Below are 12943 nucleotides of genomic sequence, written 5' to 3'. Positions count from 1 at the left end.
AGAGTGAATCTTCAGGCAAAAGCGGCTTTATAGTGCAAAGCCGCTTAATCTTGGCGAAGACAGCAACAGTTCATCGCTTGTTACACCAGCACCTCGCCCTTCTCGCCACCTTATCTGAATACCCGCTTCAAATGCTTGGTACTCAACCGCAAATGCTTTTCCTATATACCCAGCCACAATCCAGTTGTGATTGATTCGATACTGACCTTCAGCCATAAAATTTCCGCTTAAACCCGTATCTGAGCTTTCACCAAGGGTCGCGTTCTCGTCTGCCGTTGGAAATGCACCTCCAATCGGAAAGCGCAGATCATCGTCTTGTTCAACACGTGAAAGCGCAAGTGAACTTCGAAGTTTAACTTGCCAGTTTAACGCCTCAAGCGTTAACAGCTCTGAATAGCCCCCGATGCTGACAAACTGACTGGGGCTAAAGTAGCCACCATTGCCGACCGTAAAGCCGCTTAGATTTTTATCATAGCTTGTATAGCTCAAGAATGGCCCTACGCGCCAATAATCAAGCATGGGAGATATCATGGTAGCAATATCGTAACTCACATCACTCCGTAGAGAGAGTGCGCTATTATCGGCAACCTGCTCGCCTTCTAAGCGACTAACCTGAGCAGTACCTGCAACAGACCAGTTGTCGGCCACTGCATGCGCTACTAACCCTCTTATGCCACTTTCTATCACGTAGCCCCAAGGTTTCGCGTGATCAGCATTGAAGGTTCCGGTTTGGCTTAATAAGCTGTCTTCTTTTGCCTTTCTAAATAAGGTTGCAGCTACCGTTGTACTGGTAAGAAATTTGGTTGCAGATATCTGCCCCGTTACTTTAGCGCCAACGGGTTGATCGAACATGGCATATTCAAGGTTTGCATAAAAATTGAAATCAGGTGCCTGATAATGCGCTTCGGCGCGAAGCCCCTTATCTTCAAAGCCGCTTATTCCCGAAAATGCTCCACTCAATTGGTCGTTACCAAACCAGTCACCAACTTGAGGACTACCGCTGTAGAATTGCTTATAGTCGAGTGATACTTGCCACAGCCAGTTTTCATAACCGCTGCCAATACCAATATATTGCGACAGAACATCGAAATTACCGAGCCCCTCACTTCCGCTTCGACTGCGAGTATTAATACCGTAGACTGCACTTAGGCCATCTTTTGTTTGTGCTGTAACTCCCCTCGCATCGCGATTTTGATAGGCTAGCCAAAACTGTTTTCTGGGCCAGGCGTTACGTGTGGTGCGTTCTTGCAATATGCTTTTTACCGCACTGTATCTCAGCGCCAATCGGTTCAGTGTGGCTTCGTCGTTTTGATTAATTGTAACCAATTCATTGGCAATTACCGCATCGGTTGGCGTCTTCGCTAGCACTCGCTCGAACGCTGCAGTAGCGGTTGTGGTGTCTTGTATCTCTTTAGCAGCCCACCCAATTAGTGCTTGCTCATCTACACTTAACGGTCTCAAACGGGCAAGAGCTTCGCCTGACTCAATACTTTGCTTATAGCGACGTGTATCATAAAACTGAGCCTGTCGGCTAGCCAGACCATCAGCACAGCGTCGAATGAAAACTTCGGTATTGATACTACATGCTAGGTCGAAAGCGCGCTTCTTTGCAGTGTCGCTGCTCTGCGCGCTAAGTGACAAATACCTGCCTTCATAATCGTTCACCAAACTAAATAGCGCATCGGCAAAGTCGTAATTATTCAAGTCATATTGTTGCCATGCCGCGCCCTGCAGCACTTCTTTCACGTAGCCGCTGTTATCAGATTTGAGAAACTGCTCCAGCGTTGTCGTATCCCGCAGAGACAATGCCTGCTGCAGCTTAATACCAGTGACACTGTTAAGGCCTTGCTGAGCAGATTGTTTATCGATATCCCGAACTGCCGATTGTTTGGCCTGAGAGAACTGCTGCGTTGCCATTTCTAACATGCCTTTATCAATGGCGGTCCACCCCATAAGCAAGTAAAAATCAGTACGCTTAATTTGATTGCTCAATGCAATAAGCGTTTCTACTTTTTGCTTTGGCGTGTTTGCTCTGGCTTTAGGCGTTAACTGAGCAAATTGTTCGAGCGGGAGGGCTTTAGAAACGGGCTTATCTGGCTGCTTTTTTAAAGCCTGAAGCGATTCTCTTGGCGCTGAAACTACAGGCTTGATAGTACCTTTTAAGCGGCCGTTTATTCTGTTTAGTTCGGTTTCGACTTCTTGTGGCACCTGCCACGTAGGGTAACGAGCTTTTAAGCGCGTAAACTCTTCATTGGCCTGCTGAATCTGTCGCTCATTAATATGGTACCAAAGCCCTGTTAAATCCGGCTGATCTTGTTGTGCAGGTAATATACCCAGATCTTTTTCTTTGTACGTTGTTTTAGCTTGTCCGTATGCCTGCACCGATACAAGTGACGTGGCCAAAGCGCCTAGTGCCAGATACAAAGACGTGCGAGTAAACCGAGTTTTCACGATGCGTTATCCAAAACTGCTAGCATAGAAAGCAGCGTTAAACTTGCCGAGTAATAATCCATGTTTCGATTGATCTCAGGCCACTCTGGCCTTTGCTTTTCTTCTGATTTCATCAAGCTGTTTACGGCCATCTGCACTGAACGCATTCCCTTAGACATTTCGTACTCAGCTGTTTCCTCGTTTAACAGGTTGATGGTAGCTGGCGTAGGCGTTATCGCCCACCATGCATAGTAGGGAGAAAGTAGCTTCTCAGTTAACCTAGCGTTTTGGCGAAAACGTGGGGACCATGCAAGCTGAAGCGGTATACGGATCGCATTAAAACCAAACTCAGGCGATATCACATTATCTAAACTTAACGCACCAATTATACTGTTATCGGACTCAGCACTATTAGGGGTGAAACGCACCCAATCACTGGGCAATTGGTAGGTAGAAAACTGCATATTCGACAGCAAGATCAAGCCCGACTCGAACAGGCTTTCCCAACGTGACGGTGTATCCGACAGCGAAGACAGGTCAGTTATGGCGGGAAAAACCCAATAGGACAGATTTAGCTGAAGGCTGGCATTTCCGGTTTGGTCAGATGCAAATCCGTATTCCCCCGGCAAGAGCACTACACTGTTATTATTCACCACCAAAAGTTTCCGTTCTACAGCACGTACGATATTTCTGGCGTCCTCCTCATACCTATCAACGCCCCACTTTTCACTGGCACGCAATAGTGCCCAGGCAATAAGAATCTCACCATCAGAAGCATTATTAGGGTCATCGATACAAGAAGATGAATTATCCACACAAGGTCGGTAGCGCCAGCTAAATAGCCCGTCTTCGCGCATGAGCGTACGTTGGGTCCAGAGCCATAATGCATCAAAGGTGTCTTTGTCGTTGGCGGCGACGGCAAAGAGCATACCGTATCCTTGCCCTTCGCTGTGAGACACATCATCATTTCCTGTGTCTACCACGCGCCCGCCGTCAACAAACAATGCCTTATAAGCTATGTACTGAGACTTGAATTCGCTATCTTCCTTGGTAGAGCACGACGCCAACAGGAACAAAAAACCTATCACTAGCGTCGCTTTTGTTGCGTAATGCAGCTTTACCATGAGTCTTGCACTTGTTTATTTCTGCGTTTAAGCAACAGATAAATAAGTAGGCTTACAACAAATACAACCAATATAAAGCCTATTAACCAATACCACGGGTTGTTAGACAGCCATAGTCGTAAATGCAGCCAGCTGTCGTCGGCTTCACCCACTTCATATTTATCGCTTACCTGCATGATGAGTGATGGCGAAAGACCATCTTTCCATGCGAAGAAATCCCCTGCCATCTGCCCCCACATCGACAAACTAACCAGATCCTCGACTCTAGCTTTAAGAAGTTCTGGCGTCTGTGCTGCAATAATGAACAAGGTATCAGTTTGTGATGAAACTGGGTTTACCTGTGCAGTAAGCACAGCTTGCTCACCTAAGTCGCTTTCTTGAACGGTATGGCCGTCTATGCGCATTTCTTTGAAAGACTGATCGTCAGTCAGGTTTCTTACGCGATTGTAAAGATTGTTCTGTAACCGATAAGACCAGCGTTTGGTTGCCTCAATGGCCGTACTGAATTCAGCCTGCTCAATATTCGTTAAGCTTTCAGGGGTGCCTAGAACAATCACAGAACCTTCGGTTGTAATGTCGTTTCCAGTTGCTATTTTCACATTTAGTAAAGGCACTTGAGCTACTTGCGCTAATTTTGCTGAAAGAGTCAACGCTGTATCTAAGTAGTCATCTGAAGGAATCGCAATGGTTGACGTTGGGGCTGACTTAAAGCGCACAAACGGGTAAGCCGTTTCTGAAAGCAAAACAAGACTGGGCTGAACTGCCACGTTTCCTGCATCAGGGAGCTTTATAGCCGAAGAATCATCAAGTTGGAATACGAGGTGGGAACCAGGTATATCATCACAAGGCACGCCTGCCAATGGCGCTCTCATGGTTACCGCAAAGTCTAAATTATTCGTCCCGCCTTTGAAGAACCGTGCAGGTATTCTTAGCTGATAGTCTCGGTAAGATTGTCCGTTAACATTATTAAGAGACAAACCGTGTACAAGTTCATCGTTCACGCTGACATTCATAACCGACCCTGGCCCAAAACCTGCGCCATATCCAAAGTCTAAGAGCAAGCTCACGCTCGCGTTCTCAGGTACATAAAAATCTGCAGGTAATCTGAATGACACCCGTTTAGTGAAGTTCCCCTCATCCCTAAATTGAGTGGTCGCCACACCAAAGTCTTGGAATGTGTAGTGATTGTCAGGGTTCAGAATGCGATGACGCTGCAGTGTTTCCGCCTGCATTTGTGACTGTGAAAGTACGGTGACTTGTGAAATAGGGTTGATCGCATCGTCCATTACCGCCAAGGCTTTCGCTGCTTCAAGTACTTCATCTTGCGTAGTACCGCTGACAATAAGGCGGTAGCTAGCCGGTACAATAACCTTGCTGTCCTGAACGAACGCTGGGGTGCGCTGTGCTTTTAGAAACGCGCCATCAATGTCGTTAATCACTTCGTCAGATAGCACAGGTGATAACGCGTCGACTGTACCAACTAGAATATGAACAGGCTGCTTTTGCTTGGCTTTGAGATACCATGCAGCACGCTCGTAGCGAGCAACATTTTGGTCGTTCCAAAAACTATTTTCTGTGTCTTCTAGCTGGGGCAAAACGTAACCATCATCAAAGCTGTCATGCTCGATAATAAGCGGCTGATATTGATTCCTAAGAGACAGTGCTTGCGAGACAATGGGAAGTGTCTGATATTTAATTTGATCATCAGCTTCTCGCGCCGTGTAAAGCTGAACGTTTCGTTGTCCGCCAATTCCTGGATTAAAGAATCCGCTCAGCTCATCTAATGTGAAGCGCTTTTCATTCACCGACGTCGCAATTTTTAGCGTTGAATTGTATGCATTAATTTCGCTCCACAACTCAGGTGCACTGCCGTCAACACATTGCTCGGCGTAGTGCTGACTTACCGCTAGTGTCAGAGAGTTAAACCCGGCTCGCCATAATGAAGTAGGGATCGCAATTTCAGATACGAGAGAAGGTCTGTCTGGGTCGAACGCAATCTGTCCAATGGTCGCATTATTAAATCTCACATACAGCTTAGAACGCTTTTTGATTAACGCCTGCGAGCTAACCACTTCTAATGTTAATAACGCGCTATCTACATCAGTGACTGAGCTCAGGGGGATTGATATATCAATAGAGGCGGATTTTCCCAACAACCGTACGGTACTTTCACCGCCAAAGAAGTCAGTTAATCGGTACGTGTCGGTTTGCGCCGCCAGGGTAAAAGGCATGCACAAGCACACGATAAACAAAAGGTATTTTTTTATCATTGTTTTTCCTTTGGCAGTTTAACAAGCAAGCCTAATTTCATAGCGAATTTCCCAATCAATACAAGCAAATGCAATAAAACAGGCTTTAACCCAACTTTCAATACATGTTTTGCGCCGAACCAGTAAGAAATAGCTCTAGTTCTTCTTCGTTGAAACGACATCCAGCGCAGACTATCGCACAGTGAATAAGCGACGACTTCGTTTTCCTGTTCTTCGGTTTGAGGCATAAAGCGTACACGGAGCATTTTTGACTTACTATCGTAATGCAGCACATTTATAGGAATATGTACGTTTCTACTTAGTGCGTGGCTCCATGAGGTTAATATCGCCCCCTCGGGCACGTAAGCGCCTTCTCCCTTTAATCGAAGCCGAGCCCCGCCAAGCGACATGTCTACTAAATCACCCACCCATCCTTGACCGTTCTCACTCTTGATAACCACACTATTGGTAGCGGGCAAGCGTGCCTGGCTACGAACTTGCTTTCTTTCTAATAATACACTGAGTACAGACAGCAGTAATATTAAATTGAACACGTTCCAAAGCATTACCACTACAGTTAATTCTCGGGTGATCGGCTCAGTGATAAATTTATAAACACCAGAGCCTAGTGCGAAAGTGATGACCAGAATAAGCCAATAAAAGACGGTTGAAAGTGGCGACACAAATGTCTTTTCCAGACTTTCTCCTTTGGGCGTTACAACGAAAGAAGGAGCACGAGGTTTTAGGAAGACTTTTACCAAGGCATTCAACGTAAAAGCACATTGTAATATTTCATATAATTCTGAGACCAACGGCCACCGCGTTCGACCAAAAAGCATGGTTGATATCATGTAGGTAGCGATAACGTGAGGTATAGTGAAGGCAAAAATTTCAAGTAATGACGCGTGATACACCTGAAGCCCAAAAACCAAGTATGCCAGCGGCATTAGCAAGAAAATAATACGGGCGAAAGGAAACAGCCAAAACATGATTGAACTCATGTAACCCACCCGCTGGTACCATTTCAGGCCTTCCGCTTTGAATGGTTTTTTTAGTAATAAAATTTGCGTCATTCCCTGCGCCCAACGCATACGTTGCTGAATGAATGCATCAAATGTTTCAGGGGCGAGTCCGCTTACCATTGGCCGATCAACATATACTGACTCATAGCCCATTTTATGCAAATCAAGCGCAGTTTCTGCATCCTCTGTAATAGAATCGCCCGAGATTCCACCCACCAAGTCCAGATGCTTCCTTCGCATTAAAGCAGCTGAACCGCAAAAGAATGAGCTCCCCCAATAGTCTAGCCCCTTTTGGATGGTGCCATAGAACATGTCATTTTCAGACGGCATACGGGTAAATGCCGAGAAATAGTTTCGCTCTACAGGATCGGGATTAGCCATAAAATGAGGGGTTTGGACCAAGAACACTTTTTCATTTCTAAGCATCCAAGGAACAGTTCTATCTAGAAAATCTGAAGTGGGCACATGATCTGCGTCAAGAATTACAATTAAATCACCCGTCGTGTTTTGTATTGCGCTATTAACATTACCCGCCTTGGCGAATTCATTTTTTTCACGCGTGTGATACGTTACACCAAGGCGCGAACAAAGCGCTTGGAGGTCCTGTCTTCGCTGCTTTGCTGAGGCCGCTGAAACCGGATTATCTGCATTGATTTTTTGATCTGTTCCGCCGTCGTCAAGCAAATGGATGTAAAGCTTATCCTTTGGATAATCCAGCATTTGTGCGGCACGAATTGTGACCTCTAGTATCTCTTCATCTTCGTTATAACTTGGGATCATTACGTCAACGCTCGGCAACGTAGATTTGTCTACGCCTTCCAATGTCAGAAGAGGACGACTTAAAGGAAAAGCATTCACGATTGCGCCCAATACGGAAGTTATCCCAGCGTAAATTTCTGCGCCAAACAATAGCCAAACTGCAATCATTGAAAGCACATCAGAATACGTGAGCGTGTAAATACCACGCCATAATAAATACCTCACGCTAAGTGCTATAGCGAGAACGAGCGCAAGTACTCTGAATAAGTTCTGGTATTTTTGAGAATGCCTCGCTTCTTTACTGCAAAGCGATATGAAAATGAGAATAGTAATGGAAGCTAGGAGTTGCCCGAGTGCATCCATCGGAGCCAAAAGTAGCGCCCCAAGAAAGAGCGACGCTACTAGTAGAACAGCAGTAAGGTGTGACGTGTAGTGATGTTTATGTGTTTGCGAATGATCCAACGTTGCGATCCAGTATGTGTATGTGCGTTACACTTGCATAGTTCGCCCTGTTGATTAAGGTCATCTTTCCGTCTGCGATCTCTACCTCATGATTGCCCTTGTAAAACAAACTAGAGATATGATCTCTGCGCTTTCTGTCGCTCTTAGATACTAAGAACCACGCTGGGTACGTCGCAATTCCGAAAGCGGCGACCGCACTTAGAACATAGAAAACGACTGGCGACATAGACGGTGCTAAATACAGGGAAAATAAAAACATAGCCATGCTCAATACCGTAAATATACCAGTAATTTTACGTAAACGTATAACTTTAATAAGTTTATTCTCTGCATCAAGTAGCAGGTTGAGACGTTTCTTCCACAGGTTTTCAGTTTCTAGACTTGTTCGAGTCTCAACTAGACGAGGTTGCTCGCTTGCCGAGACAGCATTGCGAAAATGCCTTGCGCGCTCAAATACGTTAACCGCAGTGCCTTTGTCTATCGCACTTTGAAACGATTGCTCAAGCAAGTCAGACTGATTAGATTGTTGTGTATTTTCCACTAATTTCACTGCGCATACTCCCCTCATTACTACACGTCGAGTTTACTTCCACATATTCAGAGGAAAAATTGCTGAAACCATACTTACTGATAGGAAATGATACGCTTATATTAGGAATATGATATTGAACTTTAGCCCATTGAACTTTGGTATCCCCCTTTAAAAACGCGGCATAGAGAAACAAAACAGAAAATTAACTGACCATTTGGTTAAGTAATTTCAAGTATTCTAAACGCAAAAACACGTTCTTTTTTTGAGCAAAAAGAGAGGAGAGTTAGACTAATTGATAAGATAAGGGTATTGAACGGTATATTTATGGCTTGCGAAGCTTACTAATAATGCTGATCAAGTTGCTTACGTTGAATACTGTGCCAAAAATACTGCCTACAGATATGGCGTACAGCAGCCCCAAAGTTTCAGCTAGAAGAAAGACTTTTCTAATAGTATGTGTGTTGCGAATAACCAGTGATCCCACTGTAAAAATAAGTGACGACGCATAGGCAATGAAAATGATCCAGCTGTGATCTAGTACAAACCATTCATAAGCCAGAAAGCCTAAATTCACCGTAACAAAGAAAAATAAAATAGCGTTGCTTCTGTGTTTGATAGCAATGAAGTTACGAACGCTGGCAAGTAGAGTACCGATGCCTGCGGCCATAGCGTCTAGCATAAAAAAGTGCACGCTAAGTGCGCTTAAGGCAAAGGCAGAAATAAGCAAATATCTGTCTACATTGGTTTGGCGATACCCAATAAAATTCAATACAACGGCTATCGCGCCAAAGCCTTCTGCGATTATGTTCATTTATATAAGCTCATTCAAAATTTAAGGTAAAAAGGCTGACAAAGGGCTTTGTATTCAAATGTGTAATTGCCCTGCGCGTCTCTAATCGTTAATGTCGTCTTACTCGCCTCTTCAGTAATTACCCCGACATTTTCAATTGGCGAAAGTGTGGAAGTTAACGCTAGTTTTCTAAAGTGGAATGCACAAAGGTAAGGAGCGCTTTTAGATTCATGCTTGACGTAAAGCTGCTTTTCCAACACCAAGCCATAGGAAGCGGCGATCTGAATTATCCTTGCTTCTAGCGAAAAAGGATAAACGCAATACAAATGCCCGTTTAATTCAAGCATTTCTTGGCTGACCTCAAAAAACTCTTCTGCACTAAGCGCCAAAGTCTGTCTTGCCAAATTTCGAGATTGGCTCTGCTGGTTGTAAGCATTTGAACGTTTGGCGGGCGAATCGAAGTAAGGCGGATTTGAAATGACGACATCGTACAGATAGGGCGATGTAAAACTATTTACATCACAACAGCGGGCAAATAATTGGTTAGCCCACTTTGAATTTTTAAAATTCAACGCGGCCTGCGCCGTTGCATCTTCATCAATTTCTATCGCATCTATTCGAACGGCTCTCTGATTGTCAACACGCTGTTCATCGGCACTACTATGAAAACTATGCTCCGACTTTTGCGCCATCATCAGCGCAAGAATGCCACTACCCGTTCCAATATCTAGAATATGCGTCGCCGGACCTGGCTCAGCCCAACTTCCTAAAATCAGGCTGTCGGTGTTCACTTTCATGGCGCACTTGTCTTGCGCTACTGTGAATTGTTTACAGCGGAACATAAGAAAGTCGTATTACCTAATGCGTTAGAAGGCGCGCATTTTATACCAAGTCGGGTTGTGCTTCACGTTAACGTTGTGACATTTACTACGAGCGCTTATTTCCAGCGCTGCAGCGACATCATGTTTCTAGCCACGTCAACGGCATGAACGGGGCGGTATTTCTTTAGCGGCCCTTTCATAATACTTTGCCAAATAGGCGCGGTTTTCTGCGCTATATCTTCCAACGTTCGAGATTCATCGCGCTCGCCCAACAGTAATGAAGGACGCACTGCAGAGGCATGGGGTAATTGCGGCATTCGCATGATCGCGTTTTCTAGCTCACCTTTTACGCGCAAATAAAAGTTACTGCTTTTAGCATCAGCGCCAACCGAAGATATCCATACAAAGCTGTCTGCGCGCTGTGCACGGGTAAGCTGTGCGGCAACATGCACATACTCAAAATCAACGCGGCGAAAGGCTTGTTTGGACCCCGCCTTTTTAAGTGTAGTTCCTAGGCAGCAATACACATGGTTTACGCTAAAGTAGCCTTGATAGTCCTGTAGATTGTCGAAGTCGATAACTACAGGTTTTAGGCGATTGTGAGGGTCGTTAAACATACTGGAGGAGAGCGGTTTTCTGACTAAGCAGGTTACCTCATTGTACCGTCTATCCTGTAACAGCATATTTACAAGCGTTCGTCCCACTAAACCTGTCGCTCCTAGCACCATTGCGGATTTCATATGTCGCACCTTGTATCATAAATTGATATAACTACAATCAAACCTTCGACAGTCAAATATGCAGATAAAAATGAAAAAAGCCCTTTTAATTGGAGCCGCTATGCTCTCTACTGCTTTAAACGCTGAAACGCTCACTATTGAGCGTATTTTCTCTTCTCCTTCACTCGATGGCAACGCACCCCGTTCGTTAAAAGTATCACCTGACGGTCAACGGGTAACATTTCTTAAAGGTAAGCAAACCGACTACGAGCGCCTAGATCTATGGGAATACCATATTGAAAGTGGCCAAACTCGCATGCTTTTCGACTCAAACGACCTACAAAGCGGCGAAGAGGTGCTTTCTGATGAAGAGAAAGCGCGACGCGAGCGTATGCGTTTATCTGGCAGCGGTATTGTAAGCTACCAGTGGTCGGACGATGGTAAAGCATTACTTTTCCCATTAGGTGGCGATGTGTTTTATCACAAGCTGGGCGAAAAAGGGGCGAAGCAACTTTTAGATACTGACGCTTTTGAAACTGATATTAAATTATCACCAAAAGGTAACTACATCTCTTTTATTCGCGACCAGAACCTTTATGTAAAACACATTGAATCGGGTAAAGAAACGGCAATTACCAAAGAAGGTGGCGACAACATTAAATTTGGTATGGCCGAATTTGTGGCGCAAGAAGAAATGGGCCGTATGACCGGATACTGGTGGTCGCCAGATGAAACTAAAATCGCTTTTACCAAAGTTGATGAAAGCCCGGTAGATGTGATCACGCGTTCTGAAATCTATGCTGACGACATCAAACTTATCGAACAAAAATACCCGAAAGCGGGTACGCCAAACGTATTGGTGGAACTTGCTGTTCAAGACATCAACTCTGGCGATCGCACCTGGGTTGATTTAGGTAAAGACAAAGACATTTATTTTGCCCGCGGTAAGTGGATGCCAAATAGCACCACCTTTACCTACCAGTGGCAGACTCGCGACCAGCAAACACTGGAGCTTCGCGCGTTCGACCTTAACAGTAAAAAAGAAAACGTGCTGCTTACAGAATCAAGCAACACGTGGGTAAACCTGCACAACGACCTTTACTTCCTAAAAGACAAAGGCCAATTTATTTGGGCGTCTGAGCGTGACGGTTTTAAACACCTTTACCTATTTAACAACAGCGGCAAGCTGGTTAAGCAATTAACCAAAGGCGACTGGGTAGTGGACAGCGTTGAAGCTATTGATACTGCAAACAACCGTTTGTATTTCTCTGGCCGCAAAGACACCCCACTAGAAAGCCATGTTTACAGCGTGCCATTAGATGGCGGCGAGATTTCGCGTATCACTGAACTAGGCGCGTATCACAGCGCGGCATTCAGTAAAGATGCCTCAATCTTTATCGACCGTTTCTCAACCATTAACTCTCCTGCACAAGTTAGCCTGAATAGTGCCACCGGCGAGCGAATTACCTGGCTTGAAGAAAATAAAGTTGAAGAAGGCCACCCTCTGCACGCTTACATGGATAGCTGGACGGCACCTGAGTTTGGTGACATCACTACAAAAGATGGCGCAACCCTTAAGTATCGAATTTACACGCCTGACAGTGCCAAGCAAAATCCTAAACAGAAGCACCCTGTTATTGTTTACCTTTACGGCGGCCCGCACGCACAGGTTGTAACAAACAGTTGGGCGGGTAACCGTGGTTTGCTATTCCAACACTGGGTTGACCAAGGTTATGTGGTATTTACGCTAGATAACCGCGGCTCTAATTATCGCGGCAAAGGCTTTGAAGATCCTATTTATAAAAAAATGGGCTTTATTGAAGTAGACGATCAGGTTGCAGGCGTTGAGTTTTTGCGCACACTTCCTTTCGTTGATGCTGAGCGTATTGGTGTTCATGGCCACAGCTATGGCGGCTACATGACGCTAATGACCATGTTCAAAGCGGGCGATTACTTCGCAGCGGGCGTGTCAGGTGCGCCGGTTACCGACTGGCGCCTATACGATACCGGCGTTTTTCAAGGTAGTTGTCGCCTG

The 12943-nt window shown here is 45.2% G+C and carries 9 protein-coding genes; 1 reads left to right on the top strand and 8 read right to left on the bottom strand.

Annotated features, from left to right (window positions below; translation table 11 throughout):
- Positions 1-27: 27 nt before the first annotated feature.
- The 8 genes from ACX5KA_RS03470 to ACX5KA_RS03435 all read right to left on the bottom strand — a co-directional run bounded on the left by ACX5KA_RS03470 (position 28) and on the right by ACX5KA_RS03435 (position 10929).
- Positions 28-2451 carry a cellulose synthase subunit BcsC-related outer membrane protein gene (locus ACX5KA_RS03470; RefSeq protein ID WP_458730417.1) on the bottom strand — a complete coding sequence of 808 codons (2424 nt, stop codon included), beginning with the start codon at positions 2449-2451 and terminating at the stop codon, positions 28-30.
- Positions 2448-3554, bottom strand: a complete 1107-nt coding sequence (locus ACX5KA_RS03465) for a glycosyl hydrolase family 8 (protein WP_458730416.1) — start codon at positions 3552-3554, stop codon at positions 2448-2450. Before ACX5KA_RS03465 ends, ACX5KA_RS03470 begins: the two co-directional genes overlap by 4 nt.
- On the bottom strand, positions 3548-5824 hold the full coding sequence (locus ACX5KA_RS03460; RefSeq protein ID WP_458730415.1) for a cellulose biosynthesis cyclic di-GMP-binding regulatory protein BcsB: 2277 nt from the start codon (positions 5822-5824) through the stop codon (positions 3548-3550). Before ACX5KA_RS03460 ends, ACX5KA_RS03465 begins: the two co-directional genes overlap by 7 nt.
- On the bottom strand, positions 5821-8046 hold the full coding sequence (gene bcsA / locus ACX5KA_RS03455; RefSeq protein ID WP_039216358.1) for a UDP-forming cellulose synthase catalytic subunit: 2226 nt from the start codon (positions 8044-8046) through the stop codon (positions 5821-5823). Before bcsA ends, ACX5KA_RS03460 begins: the two co-directional genes overlap by 4 nt.
- Positions 8024-8596 carry a hypothetical protein gene (locus ACX5KA_RS03450; protein ID WP_458730414.1) on the bottom strand — a complete coding sequence of 191 codons (573 nt, stop codon included), beginning with the start codon at positions 8594-8596 and terminating at the stop codon, positions 8024-8026. Before ACX5KA_RS03450 ends, bcsA begins: the two co-directional genes overlap by 23 nt.
- A gap of 304 nt (positions 8597-8900) precedes the next feature.
- Complete coding sequence (locus tag ACX5KA_RS03445) at positions 8901-9389, bottom strand: YgjV family protein (RefSeq protein WP_458730413.1); 489 nt, start codon at positions 9387-9389, stop codon at positions 8901-8903.
- A gap of 14 nt (positions 9390-9403) precedes the next feature.
- Positions 9404-10165, bottom strand: coding sequence for a tRNA1(Val) (adenine(37)-N6)-methyltransferase (locus ACX5KA_RS03440; protein WP_458730412.1), 762 nt, complete (start codon positions 10163-10165; stop codon positions 9404-9406).
- 140 nt (positions 10166-10305) lie between these two features.
- Positions 10306-10929 (bottom strand): NAD(P)H-binding protein, encoded by a 624-nt coding sequence (locus tag ACX5KA_RS03435; protein ID WP_014980341.1) that lies wholly within the window; start codon positions 10927-10929, stop codon positions 10306-10308.
- Between the two features lie 70 nt (positions 10930-10999).
- On the opposite strand from ACX5KA_RS03435, the gene ACX5KA_RS03430 reads away from it, so the two are divergent.
- Positions 11000-12943: S9 family peptidase (locus ACX5KA_RS03430; protein ID WP_458730411.1), on the top strand; the 1944-nt coding region annotated here is incomplete at its 3' end.

The organism is Alteromonas alvinellae (genome assembly GCF_902705805.1).
This window is presented reverse-complemented; position numbering and strand designations above follow the sequence as displayed.